This is a genomic window from Xenorhabdus ehlersii (assembly GCF_003610465.1).
GTDB classification, from domain to species: domain Bacteria; phylum Pseudomonadota; class Gammaproteobacteria; order Enterobacterales; family Enterobacteriaceae; genus Xenorhabdus; species Xenorhabdus ehlersii.
Window position 1 is genome coordinate 788,308 of sequence record NZ_RAQI01000001.1, and the last position, 21,905, is coordinate 810,212.

General features: G+C 43.3%; 16 protein-coding genes and 6 pseudogenes. 14 read left to right on the plus strand and 8 right to left on the minus strand.

Going from position 1 to position 21,905, the window contains the following annotated elements:
- Positions 1-140: 140 nt before the first annotated feature.
- From BDE27_RS20140 to BDE27_RS03790, 4 genes and pseudogenes are all read right to left on the minus strand, one after another.
- Positions 141-1,391: pseudogene (locus BDE27_RS20140) on the minus strand (filamentous hemagglutinin N-terminal domain-containing protein); the annotation flags it as partial.
- 48 nt (positions 1,392-1,439) lie between these two features.
- Positions 1,440-2,752, minus strand: a pseudogene (locus tag BDE27_RS20355) (ShlB/FhaC/HecB family hemolysin secretion/activation protein).
- 10 nt (positions 2,753-2,762) lie between these two features.
- Positions 2,763-3,801, minus strand: a pseudogene (locus tag BDE27_RS03785) (IS630 family transposase).
- 42 nt (positions 3,802-3,843) lie between these two features.
- Positions 3,844-4,242, minus strand: a complete 399-nt coding sequence (locus tag BDE27_RS03790; protein WP_244208681.1) for a POTRA domain-containing protein — start codon at positions 4,240-4,242, stop codon at positions 3,844-3,846.
- Positions 4,243-4,772: 530 nt separating this feature from the next.
- Here BDE27_RS03790 and BDE27_RS03795 point away from each other — a divergent pair.
- The 6 genes and pseudogenes from BDE27_RS03795 to BDE27_RS19815 form a co-directional block, all read left to right on the plus strand.
- Positions 4,773-5,204 (plus strand): annotated as a pseudogene (locus BDE27_RS03795) (transposase); the annotation flags it as partial.
- 80 nt (positions 5,205-5,284) lie between these two features.
- A complete protein-coding gene (locus tag BDE27_RS03800; RefSeq protein WP_099133359.1) occupies positions 5,285-6,319 on the plus strand; it encodes an IS110 family RNA-guided transposase in 1,035 nt (344 codons plus the stop codon).
- Positions 6,320-6,500: 181 nt separating this feature from the next.
- Positions 6,501-6,791 (plus strand): annotated as a pseudogene (locus BDE27_RS03805) (transposase); the annotation flags it as partial.
- Positions 6,792-7,300: 509 nt separating this feature from the next.
- Positions 7,301-7,771: an RNA-dependent RNA polymerase family protein gene (locus tag BDE27_RS19800; protein ID WP_244208682.1), complete on the plus strand. Its 471-nt coding sequence runs from the start codon at positions 7,301-7,303 to the stop codon at positions 7,769-7,771.
- A gap of 102 nt (positions 7,772-7,873) precedes the next feature.
- A complete protein-coding gene (locus tag BDE27_RS20150; protein ID WP_279628550.1) occupies positions 7,874-8,575 on the plus strand; it encodes a reverse transcriptase domain-containing protein in 702 nt (233 codons plus the stop codon).
- Positions 8,576-8,742: 167 nt separating this feature from the next.
- Positions 8,743-8,916 (plus strand): annotated as a pseudogene (locus tag BDE27_RS19815) (IS982 family transposase); the annotation flags it as partial.
- Positions 8,917-8,981: 65 nt separating this feature from the next.
- On the opposite strand, the gene BDE27_RS03825 reads toward BDE27_RS19815, so the two are convergent.
- Positions 8,982-9,650 carry a hypothetical protein gene (locus BDE27_RS03825; RefSeq protein WP_099133361.1) on the minus strand — a complete coding sequence of 223 codons (669 nt, stop codon included), beginning with the start codon at positions 9,648-9,650 and terminating at the stop codon, positions 8,982-8,984.
- Between the two features lie 107 nt (positions 9,651-9,757).
- Positions 9,758-10,363, minus strand: coding sequence for a GNAT family N-acetyltransferase (locus BDE27_RS03830; protein ID WP_099133362.1), 606 nt, complete (start codon positions 10,361-10,363; stop codon positions 9,758-9,760).
- Positions 10,364-10,571: 208 nt separating this feature from the next.
- Here BDE27_RS03830 and BDE27_RS03835 point away from each other — a divergent pair, with 208 nt between their 5' ends.
- The 8 genes from BDE27_RS03835 (at position 10,572) to BDE27_RS03875 (ending at position 19,948) form a co-directional block, all read left to right on the plus strand.
- A complete protein-coding gene (locus BDE27_RS03835; protein ID WP_099133364.1) occupies positions 10,572-11,456 on the plus strand; it encodes an IS982 family transposase in 885 nt (294 codons plus the stop codon).
- 23 nt (positions 11,457-11,479) lie between these two features.
- Complete coding sequence (locus BDE27_RS03840; RefSeq protein WP_143707534.1) at positions 11,480-11,989, plus strand: hypothetical protein; 510 nt, start codon at positions 11,480-11,482, stop codon at positions 11,987-11,989.
- A 76-nt stretch (positions 11,990-12,065) separates the two neighbouring features.
- Positions 12,066-12,779 (plus strand): PFL_4669 family integrating conjugative element protein, encoded by a 714-nt coding sequence (locus tag BDE27_RS03845; RefSeq protein WP_099133367.1) that lies wholly within the window; start codon positions 12,066-12,068, stop codon positions 12,777-12,779.
- 12 nt (positions 12,780-12,791) lie between these two features.
- On the plus strand, positions 12,792-14,798 hold the full coding sequence (locus BDE27_RS03850) for a DNA topoisomerase III (RefSeq protein WP_099133369.1): 2,007 nt from the start codon (positions 12,792-12,794) through the stop codon (positions 14,796-14,798).
- 314 nt (positions 14,799-15,112) lie between these two features.
- Positions 15,113-15,577, plus strand: coding sequence for an STY4534 family ICE replication protein (locus tag BDE27_RS03855; RefSeq protein WP_099133370.1), 465 nt, complete (start codon positions 15,113-15,115; stop codon positions 15,575-15,577).
- 76 nt (positions 15,578-15,653) lie between these two features.
- Positions 15,654-15,863 carry a hypothetical protein gene (locus BDE27_RS03860; protein WP_099133372.1) on the plus strand — a complete coding sequence of 70 codons (210 nt, stop codon included), beginning with the start codon at positions 15,654-15,656 and terminating at the stop codon, positions 15,861-15,863.
- A gap of 16 nt (positions 15,864-15,879) precedes the next feature.
- Positions 15,880-16,392 carry a single-stranded DNA-binding protein gene (gene ssb, locus BDE27_RS03865; protein ID WP_099133374.1) on the plus strand — a complete coding sequence of 171 codons (513 nt, stop codon included), beginning with the start codon at positions 15,880-15,882 and terminating at the stop codon, positions 16,390-16,392.
- A gap of 562 nt (positions 16,393-16,954) precedes the next feature.
- A complete protein-coding gene (locus BDE27_RS03875) occupies positions 16,955-19,948 on the plus strand; it encodes an Eco57I restriction-modification methylase domain-containing protein (protein ID WP_099133377.1) in 2,994 nt (997 codons plus the stop codon).
- 51 nt (positions 19,949-19,999) lie between these two features.
- On the opposite strand, the gene BDE27_RS03880 is transcribed toward BDE27_RS03875, so the two are convergent.
- Both BDE27_RS03880 and BDE27_RS03885 read right to left on the minus strand, forming a co-directional pair.
- A complete protein-coding gene (locus tag BDE27_RS03880) occupies positions 20,000-21,628 on the minus strand; it encodes an N-6 DNA methylase (protein ID WP_244208683.1) in 1,629 nt (542 codons plus the stop codon).
- On the minus strand, positions 21,615-21,803 hold the full coding sequence (locus tag BDE27_RS03885) for a hypothetical protein (RefSeq protein ID WP_047768403.1): 189 nt from the start codon (positions 21,801-21,803) through the stop codon (positions 21,615-21,617). Before BDE27_RS03885 ends, BDE27_RS03880 begins: the two co-directional genes overlap by 14 nt.
- Positions 21,804-21,905 lie beyond the last annotated feature (102 nt).

The window sequence follows — 21,905 nt, forward strand, 5'->3', positions numbered from 1 at the left end:
CTTTACATTGACAGCATTGTTCTGATAAAAATCTATCGTATCGAACCATTTAGAATACTCAAATTTTTTTATATTTGCACTTTTTTTTCTCCACTATATCCTTCGATAGATTCTATATCATGATATTCAGTTATGCCTAATCGATTATTCTTACTAGTCGAAGTTGCTTCAACTTTCATATCATTGTTCAAAGAGGACTCTTGAATATTATCTAATTTTTCAGTTCTAATAATCAAATCGCCCTTATTGGTTTTTATAGCTGCTGAGTTATTTTCAATGTATTTACTCTTATCTCCTTCTGTATTCTTCTGAATCCACATATTGTTGTCAGCTTGAAAAAGAGCATCAGCACTAATATTATGCAATTCATTTGCATATATTCTCATATCTTGCCCAGCAGTCACATTACTTTTATTACTCAGTTTGCTGCTTGCAAGAATAATATTTCGTTCTGCCTGAACCGGAGAATTCGGTCCGATATTAATTTCTTTGGCATCTGCATTTAAGTCTGTCTTAGCTTTAATGCTGCCAAGCTCCATTTTGCCATTAGCACTGAGCGTAATATCGCCCTGATTACTGGTGATATCTTTCAGATTCACCCCGACACCATTTTCCGTAGCAATTAGGCGGATTTTATTGGCGTACATGCCACCCAGCGCTTTGGTATCGACAGCCAATTGTGGTGCTGCACCTTCTCCGGCAATGGTTTTTGTCGTGCCGTCTTTGAAGGAAATCTGGTTGGCCCCCTGAGTGAGTGCAAGGTTATTGGCCTGGATTTTTCCATTCAGTTCGGTGGCCCGGCTGATAATATCAACATAATCTGTTGACTGACCATTTAACCCTTTACCACCAATCGTGATTTGGCCTTTTGTCACATTCAGCGCTTCCAGTGCACCCTGGGTGTCAAATTGCGTTTTACCAGTAGTCAGTACTGCACCGGAGGTATTAATAAATCCGCATCCGTCACAGGTAATGCCATTGGGGTTGGCTATCATGACATTGGCTTTCTGGCCTGCAACCTCCAGTTGTCCCAGTAATTCAGAACGGCTGCTTCCGGTCACTTCGTTGATGATGAGTTGGGCTGCCTCTCCCTGCAGATTGGTGTTGGCGTTGATTTGGCCGGCCAGTTGAGAGTTAACCGCTTGTGTAGCGTTATTTAATACGGCGCCCTGAATATCGGTATTAAACTCTTTATACGTATTGTGAGATATCCCGGCATTATTGGGTGCAGCAATATTCACTACCGGAACATTGCCATTGTTTTGCACCTGTGTCTGCGAATTGTCAGGGGTAATGCCTCCTGCAAAGGCAGAATTCAGAGGATATACACCGGTCAGGTAAATTAAAAGATAGCAGGTTCCCCTTGCCATGGGATTATTATATTTATCCATTTTTTGTCCTTTAACTAAATTAAGTCTTAATTTGCTGGTATAGTTTCATTAAAAACTGAGTGAAGCAGACCAATAAATAACCCAGTGGTCTGGTTTGAGATGATTGGGATAAATCAGCGGTTTTCCTAGTGTGACCCTCTGATTCATCCTGTTGTGATTGAGCGAAATACCCAGTGATGTTCCTGTGACATTACCTCCTTCGATTTGCCTTTTTTTATTGTTTTCCAGCCAGCCTGTATCCAGTGCACCATTTAAAGAAAGTTCACCCAATAAAGGGAGTCTGGCTAATTTCCAGTTCAGTTCATTACGCCAATATCCACCATTATTCCCGATGAGATTTTGCTCCTTAAATCCTCGGACGGAATATTGCCCGCCTAATGAAAGGCGTTCACCGGCATAAAGATTATCCGGAGTAAACTGCCCATACAGGGAGGTCAGGTAATAGATATCTTCCGTAACAGGAATAAAATAACTGCTACTCAGGCTGAATTTACGGAACTGACTTCTGAGAGCATTGCGGTCGCCGGAGTTATCTTTAGTCGCACCCCAGATGCTTAAACCATGACTGAGCGTCGGGTTGAACGTAAGATAGCCCCCTGCCAGTACAGTGCTGTAGTTAGCACCCAGACTGACAGCGTTTAATGTCGGCTACTGACGGATAACTTTACTCCGGCCGCAATGTTGGAGGTCTGGCGGCGGACTAGCCCTATATTCAGCCCCAGTTTTTGCTTGCTATCACGGTATAATGTCCGGTTTGCTTTTAACTGATGAGTTTGTCCCTTGCTTTCATGGCGATAACGGTCGGTGCCTACAGATATCATTTGAAATGAGCTGTTTCTGGCATACTGGTAATCGAATGACCAGTAGCCATAAGGAATTGTTATCCCTGATGCCACGTTCCAGTTCTGGTGATTATGGCGAAAATCACTGTTACGGTTGGCGGATATTGACCACAGATCAGCAAGGTGCAGTAGGTTATCCAGCCCTAAAGTGACATTAATTTGTTCTTTCCCGGTATTTTTTTGCCCACTGTTATCCATTCCCAGACTGGCATGGACCGGCAATCGGGAAGCGGCTCGTTTTAAAATAACGTCAGAAAAACCGGGTTGTTTAGCCGGCTGGATATCAATCGTTATCTGTTGGGAAGGCAGACGGTTTAACTGTTCCATGCCCTGTTCAATATCCCGCAAATTAAGGGGTTTTCCGACCATATATGGAAAAGCCATTTTCAGGGCAAGGGGCGTTTCACCATCAAGCAGGATGGAGCCGACTTTTCCTTCCGTAACCGTAATTGTCAGGATGCCGGTGGATAAATCCTGCTCTTTTAATCCTGCCTGAGAAGTTACATAACCTTTTTCTATATATACGTAATTAACTTGAAGATGCTGGTTTTAAAGTCTGGAAATTATCCGTCAAACGGGTGGCGAGTTCTTTTGCTTTTTGGGGCAGTATGACATGAAAGAAATGCAGGAGTGTTTTACGGAATGTGGTGGCGTCCGGAAAATAAACATTATTGCGTACCTGCTCATTCATGTACTTCCATAATCGCTCTATCGGATTGAGATTAGGACTATAAGGTGGCAGATAATGGAGTTCTATATTAAGCACTTCCGCGAAATCTTTGACCAGTTCAGCGCGGTGATAACCCACTCTATCCAGAATAATATGGATTTTTTGTGTTCGGGGGTAAGTTTTCCGAATTTCGCCGAAAAACAGGACAATATTGCGGGCATTGATAGCCGGATATTCACGGATCACGGTGTCTTCAATCCGTTGTAAATTCAGGGCACCCACGATGTTAAGACGAGTACGGCTGCCTGTGGTTTCAACGACTTTGACATGCTCTTTTCCGGCTTTCATCCAACCGTAGCTTAATTTTGTCGATTGCGTGGGATGCACCGCATCAATAAAAAGAATCGGCTCACGCTGACCGAAATCTGCTTTCAGGGTGTTGTAAGCATGGATAAATTGCTGCTGTTTATCCGCATCGAATTTATGGGGGGGGTCCCAGGGGTTTTTTATAGCTGAATCCCTGACGGTGCAACCATTTCGTCATGCCTGCAAGGGTAAAAGTTATCTGCCAACGTGCCCAAACATAAGCCGTAATTTGTGCCGTTGTGCGCATCAAATTCTGAGTGAGATGTTCAATCAACTCCACCGTTTGTTCGGCCGATAAATGGCTGTCAGAGCCGCCGTTTTCAGGGGCAAGTTTTTCTTCTGAAAAATAATCCTTGAGATGGCGACTGACCGTACTTTCATGGATACGTAAGGCTTGAGCAATCATCTGCGCAGTCCAACCTTCCGAAGCCAATAGAACGGCCTTAATGCGGTCACGTACTCGCCCATCACGCGTCGTATCATGCATCAATTCGAGCGTTTCTTTTTGGGCATCGGTCAGGGTAATTTTCATGGGCGCGATCATGATCTGATACAAAGGAAAAATCAAGCATCTTCAATGACGATTGGTATAGGTGTTTGATACCTTACGTACCAATTCGTTAATTTTACCGGCGGTCAGGCAACGGGATAGAAAGGGTTTGGATAATGTCTGTTGCATTGATGCGGAAAGACTTTCTGCGCCTTCAAACTGAATTTGGTGAATCGGATGGCAGAATGCTCCTTCATCATCAGATGTCGGCACTGTGAGTGGTGATAGCGTAATGCTATTGCGGATGTCATCGCGCTGCTGTTGTGCTTGTTGTAATAAGTCTTTTTGTTGCTGAGTAATGGCATCTTGATCAACAGGGCTGATAAATGATGATGCATTTGATTTCCCTGAAATTGCTAGCAGCGCAAGGAGCAATAAACCAGCAGAATTAGTAGAAATTCTGCCCGGAGAATAAAGAGGCATAAATAAATTACACATATATAGAAAATGACGCTGCATTATATAGAAATGTAAATTTAAAACAATATTCTTATAGTTTTGTATTTTTTATAAATTTGGTTGTTTTTAAAGTATGTATGGAAACTGGACTGAGTTTGTTTAGTATTTGATCTCGCACCTTATTTATAGTGATTATAAATTTTATGTAAACTGTCTTAATATAAAAATTACATTTTTTTATTTTCAAATTATTTTTAATTATTAATATTAAATTGATGAGTTTGTTGGTTGAAAAGCAATCGCGAATTGGTGGTATACTTTTTTAGTGCATTAAAAATAATAAGTTGTGTGGAAATAATAATCAGACAGTAAATGTAAAAGATATGAAGATATAATTTTTTACTGGATGTTTTTTATTTAACGTTTGGAAAATGGCTTTATATTCAATATTAATTCATTAATTAACCCGAATTCTGGATAAAGAATTGACGAGGGGCCTGTTCCAGGAGCAGTGTTTTGGTGCGCGCCGAAACAGCTCCGGGGAGGAACAGGCCATGGATAACTTAGTTGAAGTTTTCTGTAATGTCGATGATTTTTGCCACTTTTTTATCCCACAGTGGACACAATTTTGTCTTGATAATGGATACCGCCTGCGCCGTAGGAAAGGCCATATGTATCCCAGTGAAATCATGACCATTTTGATCCTCTTTCACTTGTCGCATTACCGTAACTTTAAAGCCTTCTACTTGGAATTTCTCTGGAAATATCATCACCCTGATTTCCCCACCTTGCTCAGTTATACCCGTTTCGTCAGTGTCGCGCCTTCCGTTTTGGTTCCTCTGTGCAATTATCTGACTAAATTAAAAGGAAAACCCACAGGCATTGCTTTTATTGATTCCACCAGTTTGAAAGTTTGCCATAACATCCGCATTCCCCGCCATCAGGTCTTTCAGGGGATAGCCCAACGCGGAAAAACTTCACTGGGTTGATGTGATGGACGCCCCCTTTTTCAGTGGAAAATAGGGCCATCTTTTATCCGATGCACTGAATTTCGGGAAAACATCTCATGAGTACGATCAAAGTGGTGGGTATTGACCTCGCTAAAAATATCTTTCAAGTTTGTGTCTGGATGGAAGACGGAACTGTTGCTTCGAACCGAAAAATCCCACGACAAAAATTGCTTGATACCCTACGGGTTTTTCCGCCTAAAACCCTCATCGCCATGGAAGCCTGTGCGACTTCTCATTATTGGGGCCGGACATTGCAGTCTATGGGCTATCATGTCCGGCTTATTCCCACCCAGCATGTAAAAGCTTTCAGTCATCATCAAAAAAATGATGCCAATGATGCGCTGGCTATTTGTGAAACAGCCTGCCGACCCGGTATCCATTTTGTTCCCATCAAAACCGTAGAACAGCAAGATATCAAGGCACTGCGCAATGCCCGGCAGCTCATGGTGGAACAGCGTACCGCCCTTGCTAATCAAATCAGGGCCTTCCTCGCTGAGCAGGGAATCATTGTGCCTGTAGGGATTCAGACACTCCAACAGCACCTGCCTGATATTCTGGAAGAAGGCGATAATGACCTGTCTTGTGTGCTGCGCCGTTTATTGCATAGGCTGTGGGAAGATCTGCGGAATTTGAACGTCAGCATTCATGAAATGGATAACGAAATTATGGCACTTTCCCGTCAACAAGCAGGGTATGGGCACTTGCTGACTATTCCCGGTGTTGGTCCCCTGATTGCGGCGGCTTTCGTCAGTGACGTCAGCGCCTCCCAATTTGCTAATGGTCGGCAACTGTCAGCCTGGTGTGGCCTAGTTCCCCGACAACACAGTTCAGGCGGGAAAAGCCGTCTCTCTTCCCTAAGCAAACATGGCAACCGTCATCTCCGAACGTTAATTATTCATGGTGCCCGCGCGATGATGCAGGGCGTACAAAAACGGGATGACCCTTTAGGCGAGTGGCTAAGAACACGGATTACCCGATGTGGCCCCATAAAAGCCATCGTTGCTTTAGCTAACAAGCTGACCCGAATTATCTGGCGTATTCTGACAGATGAGGTTGATTATGATATGAAAAAAGCTTTTGCTATCCATTAATTAAATTAAGTGAATTGAAACAGACGCTTTAACTGAGTTTGCAAACACTGATGAAAAAACGGCTATCGGCCCTGCAATAACCTGAGTAAAACCTAGGTAGTCACATACCGATGACGGCTGAGAAGGAAACAGGGTGCGGATGACATCATGGCGCGGGCAAATAAGTCCTTTATGACGCCGGATATATGGTAGCAAACCGTATCGACTCAATGCTTGCACAACCGGGGGCGTCCATATATGGTTTTACGGTTTTAAGTTACATTTGGTCGTCAATCATCAGGGGGAAATTCTGGCGCTTAAAGTGACAGCCGGTAATGTGGATGATCGGGAGCCCGTCCGCGAATTAACAACAGAATTAACGGGATCTCTTTACGGTGATAAAGGTTACCTCAGTCAAGAGCTCGCGGACGATTTAGGCAAAACCGGTGTGACTTTCATCACCCAAAAGCGCCGAAACATGAAAGCCCGTCTGTAAGCTGAATGGGATAAGATGATGTTATCAAGGCGTTTTATTATTGAAAGTGTGCCGCAGGCATACAAACTGGCAGTATAGGGAACGCAGCCAGTATGTAGCATAAGCTCAGGAGGAGATGGTGGCAGACCCACCGAAGTCCGCTGTCGGAAGCCGGCTTCAAACCCCCTCAAGCGGCTGCTGTAAAGAGCGGTGGTCGTGAGCGTTGAGGTCAAAGCGCGAACAATAGTTCGGCAGGTAGGGTACAAAGAGACGAGTAAAACCGAACCCATGTGGACGCGTCGTAAAGAAGAGACTTGACATCAAAACCGGGGGCGTTTCTATCTTCCGGGATAAATCTGTGAGTGAATTCCGAATGCTGCGCAGGTGGTGTCCGGCGTAGAGTGGGCGTGACTTTGTATCGGGCTCTTTCTGGGAACTGCGGGAACCCGTCATCACGATGTCAAGGGAGAAATGCAAGTCACTAAATTGACAAGTATGAGAGTACCGATGGGTGATACGGGGGCGGAGTGACTCGTAGTAGTGAGGAAATATTAGTAATGAATGTGGAGCGAAGGGGTCACGTCAGGCAGCCTTACCCGGTATCCAACTGTCAGGCAGGAGGAGATACGGAGGTTAAGGCAAAACCGTTTGTCATTGAGAAAAGGGATGTGTATCGTGCCTGGTTATTGGTTAAAACCAATCAAGGTGCGGCAGGCGTGGATGGTCAAACCATCGCGGATTTTGAATCCAATCTGAAAGATAATCTGTACAAACTCTGGAACCGCTTATCATCGGGCAGTTATTATCCACCCCCAGTGAAAGGTATCGCTATTCCCAAGAAGTCGGGAGGTGAACGTCTGCTGGGTATTCCCACGGTGGCGGATCGCGTGGTGCAAATGGTGGTCAGGCTTCATTCGAACCGCTTGTTGAGCCTCATTTTCTGCCGGATTCTTATGGCTACCGACCGAATAAATCGGCAATTGATGCCATCAGAGTAACAAGGCAGCGATGCTGGCAGCAAGATTGGGTATTGGAGTTCGATATCAAGGGCTTGTTTGACAATATTCCTCATGATTTACTCATTTCCTCATGATTTACTCATGAAATCCGTGAGGAAACATACAAACAGCCCGTGGATCTGTCTGTACATCGAACGCTGGCTAACTGCAGCGATGAAATGCAATGGTGAGGTGTTATTCCGGGAGAAAGGCACCCCACAGGGAGGAGTTATCAGCCCGGTGCTGGCAAATCTGTTCCTGCATTATGTGTTCGACAAGTGGATGCAAAAGCATCATCCCCGGCTGAAGTGGTGTCGTTATGCCGATGATGGTCTAGTTCACTGTCAGAATGAAGCTCAGGCCAGAGAAATACGGAAAATACTGGAGCGACGTTTCAGTGAGTGTGGACTGGAACTGCACCCGGACAAAACCCGGATTGCCTACTGCAAGGATGGGGACCGAAAGGGCAGGTATGAACACATCAGTTTCGATTTCCTTGGATACACATTCAGGCCAAGATTGGTGAAGAACCGCAAAAGGAACAGCCTGTTTGTGAGTTTTATGCCAGCAGTCAGCAAAACGGCGCAAAAGGCCATGAGATTCAAAATTCGCAAGTTGAAGATCCGAATGCGGACAGAACTGAACTTAACACAGATGGCAAACTGGCTAAATCCCATGATAAGTGGATGGTTGAGCTATTATGGTCAATTTTGTCGTTCAGAGCTGTATAAGGTATTCAGGCAACTCAACAAAGCCTTAGTGCGCTGGGCCAGACGAAAGTACAAGGCACTGAGCCAGGCATAAAACCCAGGCTTCAAAACTGCTTCAAAGGATTGCAAAGCAGCATCAGGGGTTGTTTGCCCATTGGCGGGCAGGAATGACAGGCACGTTTGCTTGATGGGAGCGGTATGAGTCGAGAGGCTCACGTACCGTTCTGCGAGAGGTTGCGAGGGCAGTTCCCGCGGTCTACTCAACCGGTCGTCGACCAGCTCAAAAATATTTCTCAGATAGAGCATTCAAGGCATCGCAGTCAGCTCGGTTTTTTGTTGGAAGTTGCTGCCGGTCTTATTGCTTATACATTCCAGCCTAAAAAACCGAGCTTGAATCTACGGGATAATGAAATCGCTATCTTTAAACGAAGCTGAGGTTAATTAATTTATTCGGCATCTTTCTAACAAAAAGCCGAATATCAATGTATTGCCCCAAAAATTTAACAACATTCATAACGGCTTGTTATCTTATTCCATTTCCATTTATCATTTCTTGCTGCGGGATGTAATTCCATGCCCCCATTTATGTTCATAAACCCCATATTTATATATGCTTGCCTCGCCTCATCATATGGAGAAAGTTTTAACTTTCCTTCCATCCCTAATTGTTGTGATTTATTTACTGCATATTCAATGAGTAAAACACCACAACCTCGAATACCGCAATGAGTGGCCAAAAAAGAAACTTCAGGTAACTCATTTTCATGATTATCTTGCACTAATAATTGTAAGGCACCGACAGGAATACCTCTGAAATAAGCAACAGCAAAAAACTTTTTTGAACCGTCAGTTTTATCTCTCATAGATTGAAGCTTTGCATTAGTCGAGAGACAATTAAGTATACTAAACGCCTGATTATATCTCATTTTCCACCTTTCCTGTTCCTTATCAAGCTTAAGAAAATCAAAATAAAACCAATCCTCAGCCATAGTTTCTGTTAGCATCTTTTCCGTTGCGTAGAATGCTTCTTCTGGGCTGACCTCCTTGATTGTGATAAATGTTTTCATATTAACCAATGTTGTGTACATATCCGTACAGGATTTAGACCGGGTTAAAGGACCAAATCCTACAGAACGGTTGTTAATATTAAAAGATTTTGATCTGAACATTACATTAATTCCCCTCATTATATTTTGGAAGATGTAAATAATTCACCTGACTTTTCTCTAACAAAAATCCAAATATATTACAACGTATTAGGTGTCCAGACTGATATTTAACAGAATCTATAACGACCCGTTGCCTCATTCCATTTCCATTTATCATTTCTATCAGCAGGATATAATTCCAGGTGTTCCCCAGCCCCAGTAAATCCCATTGCCATATATGTCGCTCTCGCTCCCTCATATGGAGAAAGTTGTAACTTTCCTCCCATTCCTAATTGTTGTGATTTATTTACTGCATATTCAATGAGTAAAGCACCACAACCTCGGATGCCACAATGAGTTGCCAAAAAAACGACTTTAGGTAACCCATCAGTAATTAATAATTGTAAAACTCCGACAGGAACACCTCTGAAATAAGCAACAAAAAACAACACTCTTTTATCAATTTCTTCTAATTTAAGGCGAATACCAATATCAATATAGAAAAATTTAAATATTCCCAATGCCTGGTTATATCTAGAATTCCATTTTATTTGCTTCTCATCAAGCTGACCAGAAGAATTAGGGCACAACCACTCATTATTCATAGTTTCTTTCTTTATTTTTTCCGTTGCATGAAATACTTCTGATAGACTAGCCTCCTTGATAACTATAGAACATCTGATATCAATTGATCTTGGCCATATTTCTGAAAAAGATTTTGATCTGAATATCATATTACCCTCCTTATGATATAAAAGAATTGGGATAATTAAATAATTTTATAGTTTTCAATGCTGACTGATATAAAAACTCATCTATATCAAAAATAAAAAAATCTTTTAATTAAGTAACCTGAGCTTCGCTTAAGGGAAGGGAACTAAAGTGCCTGAGGCACGATCAACGTTTTTGCTAAAGAAAACAAAATAGTGGAGACCCTCAGGCATGTATAATTTAGAAGAACTTTACTGCTGCGTCGATGACTTTTGCCAAAAATTTATCCCTCTCTGGCATCAACAACTCATTGAAAATGGATTACGTAAACGGCACCGTGAGGCATCCCTTTCTCTCAGTGAAGTCATGATGATCCTCATTTTATTTCATATGAGTCATTATCGTGATTTTAAAACATTTTATATTGAACATGTAAAACAATATCTTACAGCCGATTTTCCCGGATTAGTCAGCTATACTCGTATCCTCACCCTGAAGAAAAGGGCGCTTATTCCTTTATGCGCTTTTCTTTCATCACGTAAGGCGCAAACTCAAGGGATTGCTTTTATTGATTCTACCAAAATTGCTGTTTGTCACAATCTTCGTATTCCCCGTCATCGCGTATTTGAAGGGATGGCACAACGAGGTAAAACGAGTACAGGCTGGTTTTATGGCTTTAAACTTCATTTGGTTATCAATGATTGCGGTGAATTGTTAGCCGTGAAACTCACCGCAGGAAACCAGGATGATCGTCAGCCAGTCAGAGTGCTGACAAAAGGACTAGCAGGATGTTTGTATGGTGATAAGGGGTATTTATCCCAGGCTTTATGCGATGAGTTAGAAGCGGAAGGCGTCACGTTAATCACCAATGTCCGGAGTAACATGAAAACCAAAGCATTATCTCTCTGGGATAGGTTGATGTTAAGACGGAGATTTTTGATAGAAACGGTCGTCGACCAGCTCAAAAATATTTCTCAGATAGAGCATTCAAGGCATCGCAGTCAGCTCGGTTTTTTGTTGGAAGTTGCTGCCGGTCTTATTGCTTATACATTCCAACCTAAAAAACCGAGCTTGAATCTACGGGATAATAAGATCGCTATCTTTAAACGAAGCTGAGGTTGATTAAAAAGCAGACGACTGTGCCTGTGGCACATGCGATTAAAAAATATTCTGTTTTGAGAGAAGCAACAGAAGCTGGAAATCATCCTGTGTTGCCTGAGCTAAGAATGGCTAAAAAGCATACGGCTGTGCCCGTGGCACATGCGATTAAAAAATGTTCTGTTTTGGACGAATCAACAAAGGTTGGAAATTCCCCTGTGTTGCCTGAGCTAAGGATGGTTAGAAAGCATACGTTTGTGCCCGTGGCACATGCGATTAAAAAACATCCTGTTTTGAACGAGGCAACAAAAACTGGAAATTATCCTGTGTTGCCTGAGCTAAGGGTGGTTAAAAAGTATACGTCTGTGCCCGTGGCACACGCGATTAAAAAACGTTCTGTTTTGAGCGAGGCAACAGAAGCTGGAAATCCTCCTGTGTTGCCTGTGTCAGGGATGGTTAAAAAGCGTATGCCTGTGCCTGTGGTACATGAGGCTAAAAAATCATCACTTCTGGTCGCGAATAAAATTCACTCTTTTTCCCGTTTCCCATAACTGGTTATTCATTGAGTCGCAGACGCCTTTGCCTTGATAGTTCTACTGATTTATCAAGGCAAAGGAGTCTTTGTGCATGTCTGATTCAGAAGACAAATCATCATCCCAGTCGCGTTTACGCGCCGGGGTATTAACCTCCTCATTAACGATTGAACTGCATACCCACTATGCCATCCGTCTGTGGGCAGGGCGCAGACGGGAAGAGATCAGCAATCCACGAAAATTTTCAGGCATTCTCGGGATGCCACAGGTGATTAAACGCGCGGGCACGATCAGTGTGGATGCCGCTGCCGATAATCCGTATGCCGATACCTGGCTGGTGAAGCTGGAACAAGCGCTGGATAGGGCTTCCGCCAATCTCCAGCAGAGTCTTGCCACTTTGCAGGATACGTTGAACGCGGTACCACAGCAGATCACCTTATCCGCCGTTTCCTCCGTCGAACCGCTGAATATCGGGGTTTACAGCCATTCACCATTAGGCTACCGCTGTGTCTGGCTGCTGGTTGGCTATGACCAGCTCGCTATGAAAACGTTTCAGGTTTTCCATTACGGGCTGATTTCACGCGCAGAGCGTGATGCCTTTCTGCACAATGGCAGCCGTGCCGTTCGCCAGATTTATGGCATTGTACGCTCTTACCGTTCCCTGGCGGTCACCCGGCAGGATATTGCGGAAAAAACGCCGGCCGGGCTTGAGGCGATTAAGTGGCTGGGTGAACCCCACCCCGACATTTTGTCAGGCAAGTTGCGGTCGGTTTTCTCGCCGCCATTGCGCCCGGCTGTGCAAGGCTGAGGGAGGGAAACTATGCCACTTTATCTGTGTGAAAAACCCTCCCAGGCCAAAGACATTGCCAACGTCCTGGGGGTGAAACAGCGCGGACAGGGATTTCTCTTCGGACCCGGTGTGATTGTCACCTGGGCCATCGGGCATTTGCTGGAGGTGGCTGCACCTGAACACTATGGCGAGCAATTTGGTCCGCCGTGGCGGATGGAGGTGCTGCCGGTGCTGCCCGCTCAATGGCAATGGACAGTCAAAAAAGAGACCGCCGGACAGTTTGTGGTGATCCAGCAATTATTGAAACAGACGGAGGAAGTGATTATTGCCACTGATGCCGACCGCGAAGGGGAAGTTATCGCGCGGGAGTTGCTGGAGTATTGCCATTTCACCGGTACGGTCAGGCGTCTTTGGTTGTCGGCACTGGATGAAACCAGCATCCGGCAGGCACTGGCCGCGATATTGCCGGGTGAGCAGACGGCAGCACTCTATCAGGCCGGCCTGGGACGGGCACGTGCTGACTGGTTAACGGGCATCAACCTGACCCGTTTGTATACCCTGAAAGCGCAGACCCTGGGTTTTGGCGATGTGCTGTCCATCGGACGGGTGCAGACCCCGACACTGGCACTGGTGGTGAACCGGGATAAGACCATCGCCCGGTTTGAGCCAAAACCTTACTGGCAATTGGTGGCTAAACTGGAAAAAGACAGCATGCGTTTTCGGGCCAAATGGCAGCCGGTAACGGATGAGTGTGATGAAGAAAATCGTTGTATTCAGCCGGATATTGTTCAGGCCGTTCAGCAACGTTGTCAGCAGGCAACACACGCCACCGTCATGGATGTCAGCAAAAAACGGGAGAAAACACCCCCGCCACTCTGTTTTGATTTGGGGACATTGCAGCAGACCGCTTCCCGTCACTGGGGCATGGGCGCGAGCCAGGTGCTGGCGATTGCCCAGTCCCTGTATGAAACCCATAAAGCGACCACCTATCCGCGCACGGATTGCGGCTATTTGCCAGCGTCCATGCAGGCAGATATTCCTGTCGTGTTGACAGCACTGGCGCGCACCGACCCGGCTATGGAGACCATTATCAGCCAGCTGGATAAACAAGGTGTTTCCCGGGTCTGGAATGACAAAAAAGTCACGGCACACCCTGCCATTATTCCCACGCGTCATGCTTTTGATCTCACCCGGTTAACGACCGATGAGCTAAAGGTTTATCAGCTTATCCGTCAGTATTATCTGGCGCAATTTCTGCCGGTGCAGGAAACCGATGTGACCGACGTGACACTGGATATCGGCGGGCAACACTTCCGGGTGAAAGGGCGGGTAAATGTGATCACAGGCTGGAAGGCACTGTTTGCCGATGGAGCGAGAGAACATGAAAAGGAAGACGAGCAGGAAGCCGGTTTACCCCTGCCAGCCCTTAACCAGGGCGATCGCTGTCAGGTGATTGAGGCAAAAATTCAGTCACTGTACACCAAACCGCCGGCCCCGTTTACTGAAGGTACCCTGATTGCCGCGATGAAAAATGCCGCCAGTCTGGTCAGTGATCCGCAATTGAAACAAGTCTTGCGAGAAAGTGCCGGGCTGGGTACGGAAGCGACCCGGGCCGGCATTCTGGATACGTTATTTAAACGCCAGCTGATTGAGCGAAAAAAGAAAGCGATCCACGCAACACCGCTGGCGCAGGAACTGATTGCCGGGCTGCCGGCGGTACTGACCGATCCGGGTATGACCGCGTTATGGGAACAATCGCTGGAAGATATTGCACAGGGTAAAGCGTCGCTGGCGGTTTTTATGCAAAAACAGGCGCAGTGGCTTTTGCATTTAGTCGAGCGCGGCAAGGCACAGCCGCTGCATCTGACGTTGCCGAAAACCCCCGAATGCCCGAACTGTGGCGGCCGGATGCGGCAACGGCAGGGAAAAACCGCGCCGTTCTGGGGTTGTGTGAACTATCCGGCCTGTAAAGGCATGCTGAATGACAAAGCGGTCACCCAATCGCGCAAAGCCCGGCGGGCAAATCAACGGACATGAAGATCTGGTTGTTGGTTGACGCCCTGACAGGATGCTTTAAGAATTAACCTGTTTCTTAAATGATCGGTGAGCCTGCAACGATCGCCTCCGGGTGGCTGTAAAACTCCCGTAGCCTGAAAGGGAGCGCCTCAACGCGGTACATCTGCCCACCTTTGGAAGCAGATATTGCCAGCTCAACGGCAATGAAGGTTCATTATTCTTTATCAGCGCGTCAGTAACGTATCTGTCTGACACCCGGCGGGGAAAAATCTTCCCGTCAGGGGACAGGATTTTCTCCGTTACCCCTTATTGTTGACCTCCATGGAGAACATCGTATGTCTGAGAACGCAACAGCATTAACCAAAAACGACTATTTCAACCTGAATATCAAGGGACTCGGCTATTTGAATAATATCCGCCCTGTCAGTACCGCCAGTGGCACGTTCCTGAGCTGTGTGATTAATGCGTTAAATGGTCCCAGTGATAATCCGGTCTATGTCCGTTTTGATATTACCGTGGTCGGCAAGGAGGCGACCAGCCTGGTCGGTCGTTGCCAGAAAGCCGTTGACGAGGATAAAAAAGTGTTGCTGGGCTTTACCTTAAGTAACCCGTCCACCGATATTTTTACCCTGAAACGCGGCAATCATGCCGGTGAACAGCGCGTCAGCCTGAAAGCCCGCCTGATTAAAGTGGACTGGATTAAAATCGGGCAGGACAAAGTGTACCAGGCAGAACAATCCGATTCGACGCCGCCACAAAACGGTGTCGCGCAAGCCGAATATGCAGAAAATTCATTCTGATACTCATTCTACTCCACTGACTTGCCCTGATGTTTCAGGGCAGTCTCTTTGCTAACAAATACAATAGGGTACAGAGATGACTATCCCCCCCATTGGCGTTCTGGCACTGCAATATTGTTATAAGCAATTACCGTTAACGGTTTTACAAACCCGTGCAGGCTTTTATATCGGCACGATAGAGGGCGGCGTGCCCTGCTCCCGTGAGTCTATGGAATATTTTGCCAGCCGTGAGCAGGCGGAATTTGCCCTGAAACAGGGGCGCTGGACACAGCGTCAGTCAGCGTAACAGAAAGGAAATCGATATGTCTTCACGTGGAGTAAACAAAGTCATTTTATTGGGTTATCTGGGGCAAGATCCGGAGATCCGTTACCTGCCAACCGGTGGTACCGTGGCAACGCTGTCAATGGCAACATCAGAAAGCTGGCGGGATAAACAAACCGGCGAGATGCGGGAGAAAACCGAATGGCACAGGGTGGTGATCTTCGGCAAACTAGCCGAAATTGCGGCAGAGTACCTGCAAAAAGGCGCTCAGGTTTACATTGAAGGCCAGTTGCAAACGCGCAAATGGCAGGATCAACAGGGGCAGGATCGCTATTCAACCGAAGTGGTAGTGAATGTGAATGGCACGATGCAGATGCTGGGCAGCCGTGGCGAGGCAAAACAGACGGCGGTTCAGCAAACTGGGCATAAGCCAGCACCGAAGCCACCGTCTTCTAAACCCGCCAATAAGGAAAGAAAGGTGACTCCGGCAGTACAACCTGCTGTGTTACCGGAAGAGGAGAACGTCGATTGGGATTCAGAGATCCCATTCTAGATCATGTATAAAACAAAAGTATAAAAATAACTTCTTTTATTGGTTGATTTAAATGATAACCCAGCAAATATGCTGGGTTTTTTTGTTTACCCAGCAAAACTGGCAAGCCTTTCAGACTGAAAGAATTCTGAATCACCCCGATTGAAAGGAATATAATCCAGCTGGAAAAGATGTTGCCAGATAGCTGCTGGGTCTGAAGGAAGTAAGAGGTCATAGAGTAAGCGAATCTGAGTTAACTTGATTGGTAGGTAAGCGTACAAAATATCGTGAAGTCCAATACTCAGTCAGATCAACCGGGTAGAGTGGAGTTTCTTACAGGGAGAAGGTGCATTGATCACTTAGCTAACTCATTTTTTCCCAAAATTGTGCCAGTAGTACGCTATACCACCAAGTGGTAACATTCTGACTTGACTCAATTTTTGTAATGCTACAGAGTATCTATTGTACAGGAGGCGATTCAAATCACTCATGAAACAAAAATTACGCAAATTTAATTCACAGGAGCTAATTGTATGCACCTTAGCAACTTTGGACTGGATAGCTTAACTTCTGAAATAATAAAATGACAAAAATTGAACAGTTACAACGTTTGGTTGATCGATTCAATAGTGACTTAGATTACTATCGTTCCAGTCGCTATAATGAGACTCAATTAAGAACAGATTTTCTTGATCAGTTCTTCATGATCCTTGGATGGGATATCACAAATTCGAACGGTAAGCCGACGAATGAGCGTGAAGTATTGGTTGAGGAAGGTTTAAGAGCTAGAGCAGGAGAAAACACTAAAAAGCCTGATTACACGTTCCGTTTCTTCTCAGAACGTAAGTTCTTCGTCGAAGCTAAAAAACCGAGTGTTCTGGTTTCAACTGATCCAGAACCAGCAAAACAAGTTCGTCGTTACGGCTTTACAGCAAAATTAAAAATCTCAGTTTTATCAAACTTTGAATACACTGCAATCTATGATTGTTCTAACCAAGTCTCAGAAGACGATACTGCTTTTAATTCCAGGATTAAATTATATCACTTCACTGAGCTAGTTGATAATTTTAATGAAATTCAGCAGATTCTTGGTAAAGACAGCGTGTATTCTGGTCGATTCGATTCTGAATGGTCAGACATTGAAAACAACATTTCGCGCTTCAGCGTTGATGATCTGTTTTTGAAACAAATCAACGATTGGCGTTTGATGCTGGCTAATGAATTCATTACTATCAAACCTGAATTAAGTGAAGAAAAACTAAATGACTTAACGCAGAATTACATCAACAGCATAGTGTTTTTGCGTGTCTGTGAAGACCGAGATTTGGAAGATTATGAGACACTTTATCATTTTGCTCATCAAAAAGATTTTCAATCTCTTATCAGTAAATTACAAGATTCTGATCGAAAATATAATTCAGGCCTATTCGCCCTTGAAAATATTGACGAACTGATTAGTAATAAAAATTCTTGTATTTGGACAATCATCGAACAGCTTTACTTCCCCCAAAGTGCATATTCTTTCTCCGTATTTTCTTCCGATATTTTAGGGAGTATTTACGAAGTGTTTTTGAGTGAAAAAATACGCATTAAGGAGCCTGGCGAAGTAGAGATTCAGCCAAAAGAAGAGCACATTGATCGGGATGTTGTTACTACTCCCAGTCATATCATCAAAGATATTATTCGAAATACTGTTATTGAGTTCTGTAAAGACAAATCTGACGAGCAGATATTAAACTCTAAATTTGCAGATATTGCTTGTGGCTCAGGCGCTTTTTTACTTGAAGTATTTCAGACGATTCAAGATATTTTGATTGACTACTATATTGAACATGATCGTTCGAAATTGCAACAGCTAACTGAGCACAGTTTCAAATTGAAACTCTCTGTTAAAAAAGAGATTCTAACTCGCTGTATTTACGGTATTGATAAAGATTTCAACGCTGTTAAAGCCTGTTCGTTTGGTCTACTTCTCAAACTACTTGAAGGTGAGTCAAAAGAGACTATAGGCTCCAATACGCCAATTCTACCAAAAACAGATAGCAATATTCTTTTCGGAAATAGTTTGATTACTCTGTCTGACAATGTGAAAACAACTGATCTTTTTAGTGTTAATCCATTTAACGTTGGTCATAGCTTTGACGTAATTGTGGGTAATCCACCCTACATGGCAACCGAACACATGAAGCAAATAACGCCAGCTGAACTACCAATTTACAAGAAGAAATACAAATCCGCTTTCAAACAATTCGATAAGTATTTCCTTTTTGTAGAACGTTCAATGCAACTTCTGAAGGATAATGGCTATTTAGGTTATATACTGCCGTCAAAATTTACCAAAGTAGGTGCTGGTAAAAATCTACGTAAATTACTTTCTGATAATAAATACCTTTGTAAACTAATTTCGTTTGGTTCGAATCAAATTTTCAAAAATAAAACAACCTATACTTGCTTATTATTTTTGAAAAAATCTCAGCAAGAAAAGTTTTCTTTCTATGAGGTGAAGAATTTCAAGAAATGGCTCATTCGTGAAGATACATTCTTGCTATCAAGTAATTATGAAGTAGATAAATTGGATTCAGATACTTGGATTTTGGAAAAAGAAACCAATGAAATCTTGCAGAAGATGTACAGTAAGTCCCAGCGATTAGGAGATATCTTAGGTCAAAAAGCGATTGCAAACGGTATTCAAACCAGTGCCAACGATTACTATATTCACAAAGAGATTAAGATCGAACAAGGCTATATTTACTTTGCATACGATGGTCATGAATATCATGTTGAGAAAGAATTGACTCGCCCATACTTTGAAACTCAGCGTTCAGGAGAAGACCATTTCTATACGTATAAAGACGTAGAGCCGAATGCTTTCGTCATTTATCCATACAAAAAAATAGGTGATAGAGTTCAACTTATAGAATATGCGGATTTAGAGCAGAATTACCCGAAAATGTTCGAATTCTTGCAAGTAATAAAAGATAATTTAGATAATGGCAAACGTTCTATTAAGCCTGATCCTACTACACCTAATGAATGGTATAGATATGGCCGTAGTCAAGCTCTCGAAAACTGCGATGTACCACAAAAGATCATTGTGGGCGTTTTATCAAATGGCTATAAATATTCAATAGACAATAACAGGACCTTCATATCATCAGGGGGAACCGCTGGTTACAGTATCATTAATGTTCCTGAAACTTGTCCTTATTCTATTTACTATATTCAAGCGATTCTATCTTCAAGATACTTAGAGTGGTTTGCTTCGATATATGGTGAAGTATTCAGAGGTGGTTTTGTCGCCCGTGGGACAAAAGTTCAAATACGGATGCCAATCCCAATAATCAATTTTGGCAATATAGAAGAAAAAGCGAAGCATGACGTTATTGCAGATTTACAACAAGGAATGAACAAACTGCATTCAGATATATCCAAAGCAGATACACGCTCGAAAATCGTTTTAGAAAGACAGTTCGACAATGCAAAAGAACAAATGGATAAGTTTATAAAAGATTTGTTCGATCTTGGTATGCTAGACAGTAGAATCCCTTCTGTTACTGATTTGTATAACCATTTGTAATTTAAAAATAAAAAGCAGCTCATATTAAGTGAGCTGCGATTTTGATACATACTATTTACGTAAACGTCTATCTCTTAACTTTTTCCAAATAGACATTAGGTTTTCATTATCTTCATTGGTAAAACCTAATTTAGATAAAATTGCGTCTCCTTGCATTCGCATAGCATCTTCAACTTTACCTTCTTTCACTAGCTGGTTCAGAGTAATCATATCGTGCTTATTACCTTCAATGACTGGGATATAAAGCTTTTCTATTTCAGAAGGAACAAGCTCTAATACCCCACCACCATAATAACGCCCTTCTAACTCTGCTGTGATGGCTGTTAGAGGGTTTAAAAAACTGCACACCAAGTTTTCTGCGCTTGTGAAAGTCGAAGATACACGATAAGCCGTATCTGTTGTGTATGCTCCAAATTGGTTTAAAATCAGTCGAGGAGCTTCGTGACAACGTTTCAGCATGCCAATTTCGGTGCTGTAAACGGATGGCACCTTATACCAAGGCTTGCGAATACGGCACTTATAACGTTCGTGATATTTCTCAGCTTCACCAAGCTCAATATAATCTTTTACCTTTGCAGGAGGCTTTTTAAGCTCTTCTTCGATGTATAAAAAGTTTGTTGGAAGACCTTGATCCTGATTGCTCTCATGTTGTACTTTGTCATACAAGATACCAGGGCAGTGTTGACTACGGCCAAACATAGGATGAGCGTATTGTTCTAATCCATATTGCTTGATAGTTTCGTTATCTACTAAAAAGAACTTGTTGGCTCCTGTTACAATGCCAACATCAACTTTTGCTATGTCTCTGAATTTATGTATAGATTCATGACTAATAAGCTTTTTAATAAGTGACAGTTCGTTCTTTTCCAAGATTGCTTTTGTCCACTTACCTTCTATTGTTTCGCCGTTTATTCCCAAGGTCTTGTTAAATAGCTCATCAGGGGATTCTTCAAGAAAGTCGAAACCATTTACACTAACAATACCAACACCTTCTGATGGTTGTTCAAGCCGTTCTTTCTTCTCAGCTAAAATAATGACAGCCCCTTGCAGAGTATCTTCAAACCAAATCTCTTTCGGGTCGAGTATCACGATTTTTGAACAGACTTGTCCCATATAGCTACGAAGCGATTGAGCATGCATTACGTGAATAATCTCAGAAGGGATAACCATTCCCATTCGACCACCATTCTTAAGTAAAGCAAGAGTCGATAGCAAGAAAGGAACCCAAGCATTTGTATGTTTAGTAAACTTCTGTCCTAATTGCTTAAAAACAAGTTCAGCCTGTTCCTGAAATGATTTTTCAAGAAATTGGTATCTTATAAAAGGAGGATTGCCGATAACAGCATCAAACAAACTATGTTCTAGATTCAGTTGCTTGTTTGCCCAGACTAGAAAATCACCTTCTTTAACAATAGCATTGTCAAAGCCCAAGGTTTGACAACGTTCAGATGCTTTTTGAGCTTCTGTATCAAACAATTCAAAACAAGAAAGCTTAATAGTCTTATCACATTGATTATTGTTAAGTGATTGAATGAATACACCATCACCGCAGCTTGGCTCTAAAACTGATTTAGGCCGTTTACTTAACACCCATTTAGTTACGTAATCTGCTAAGTTCTGAGGTGTGTAGTAACCACCTCTTAGCTTTTGGCTTGTCTGGTCTGCTTTAAATTTCATCATCTACCTTTGAAAAACTCTTAATAAGTTCATTTCTTTTTTCTTCTATATGTTTCTGAGCCTTATCTACAAACCAGTCTTTAAGTGTTTGTTGTTCATGCGCTAATATTGAGTATAGGGCTTTTTTTAATTCTGGATCGACTTCCAAAACTATACGCCCTGATTCACCTTTCGCCATTAGATAACCTATGTGATATTTGTTATGTAACATAAGTTACAGATTTTTAGGCTAAATAGAAAGCTTCATTGGTAGAAAAATTTGAGTACCTTGGAAAGGGTT

Excerpts from the sequence above, each read along its gene's own strand:
- BDE27_RS03790 (WP_244208681.1), bottom strand. The coding sequence starts at position 4,242 with ATGCCTCTTTATTCTCCGGGCAGAATTTCTACTAATTCTGCTGGTTTA.
- BDE27_RS03800 (WP_099133359.1), top strand. The coding sequence starts at position 5,285 with ATGAGTACGATCAAAGTGGTGGGTATTGACCTCGCTAAAAATATCTTT.
- BDE27_RS20150 (WP_279628550.1), top strand. The coding sequence starts at position 7,874 with ATGAAATCCGTGAGGAAACATACAAACAGCCCGTGGATCTGTCTGTAC.
- BDE27_RS03825 (WP_099133361.1), bottom strand. The coding sequence starts at position 9,650 with ATGTTCAGATCAAAATCTTTTAATATTAACAACCGTTCTGTAGGATTT.
- BDE27_RS03830 (WP_099133362.1), bottom strand. The coding sequence starts at position 10,363 with ATGATATTCAGATCAAAATCTTTTTCAGAAATATGGCCAAGATCAATT.
- BDE27_RS03835 (WP_099133364.1), top strand. The coding sequence starts at position 10,572 with ATGTATAATTTAGAAGAACTTTACTGCTGCGTCGATGACTTTTGCCAA.
- BDE27_RS03845 (WP_099133367.1), top strand. The coding sequence starts at position 12,066 with ATGTCTGATTCAGAAGACAAATCATCATCCCAGTCGCGTTTACGCGCC.
- BDE27_RS03850 (WP_099133369.1), top strand. The coding sequence starts at position 12,792 with ATGCCACTTTATCTGTGTGAAAAACCCTCCCAGGCCAAAGACATTGCC.
- BDE27_RS03855 (WP_099133370.1), top strand. The coding sequence starts at position 15,113 with ATGTCTGAGAACGCAACAGCATTAACCAAAAACGACTATTTCAACCTG.
- BDE27_RS03860 (WP_099133372.1), top strand. The coding sequence starts at position 15,654 with ATGACTATCCCCCCCATTGGCGTTCTGGCACTGCAATATTGTTATAAG.
- ssb (WP_099133374.1), top strand. The coding sequence starts at position 15,880 with ATGTCTTCACGTGGAGTAAACAAAGTCATTTTATTGGGTTATCTGGGG.
- BDE27_RS03875 (WP_099133377.1), top strand. The coding sequence starts at position 16,955 with ATGACAAAAATTGAACAGTTACAACGTTTGGTTGATCGATTCAATAGT.
- BDE27_RS03880 (WP_244208683.1), bottom strand. The coding sequence starts at position 21,628 with ATGATGAAATTTAAAGCAGACCAGACAAGCCAAAAGCTAAGAGGTGGT.
- BDE27_RS03885 (WP_047768403.1), bottom strand. The coding sequence starts at position 21,803 with ATGGCGAAAGGTGAATCAGGGCGTATAGTTTTGGAAGTCGATCCAGAA.